Below are 541 nucleotides of genomic sequence, written 5' to 3' on the forward strand. Positions count from 1 at the left end.
ACGGCCTGAACCTCTTTTGCAGCACACACCAAGCAGAGACCGCCCAATGCATGACCTCGAACTCAGCGAAGACCAACGCATGATCCGCGACATGGCCCGCGACTTCGCCCGCCGCGAGACCGCCCCCCATGCACAGGCCTGGGAAAAGGCAGGCTGGATCGACGACGCCCTGGTCGCCCAGATGGGTGAGCTTGGCCTGCTCGGCATGGTCGTCCCGGAAGAATGGGGCGGCAGCTACATCGACTACGTCGCCTACGCACTGGCCGTGGAGGAAATCTCCGCCGGCGACGGCGCCACCGGCGCGCTGATGAGCATCCATAACTCGGTGGGCTGCGGCCCGGTGTTGAATTACGGCTCGCAGGCGCAGAAGGACGAGTGGCTGGCCGAGCTGGCCAGCGGCCGCGCCATCGGCTGCTTCGCCCTCACCGAACCGCAGGCCGGCTCCGAAGCGCATAACCTGCGCACCCGCGCCGAACTGGTGGACGGCCAGTGGGTGCTCAACGGCAGCAAGCAGTTCTGCAGCAATGCCAAGCGGGCGAAG

1 protein-coding gene is annotated in these 541 nt (G+C 66.5%); it reads left to right on the forward strand.

Translation table 11 applies throughout. The features are described 5' to 3' along the window. Positions 1 to 46: 46 nt before the first annotated feature. On the forward strand, positions 47 to 541 hold a 495-nt coding region (locus tag CXQ97_RS21235; RefSeq protein WP_181035173.1), incomplete at its 3' end, for an acyl-CoA dehydrogenase family protein.

The organism is Arthrobacter sp. B0490, assembly GCF_002929355.1.
Taxonomy (GTDB): Bacteria; Actinomycetota; Actinomycetes; order Actinomycetales; family Micrococcaceae; genus Arthrobacter_D.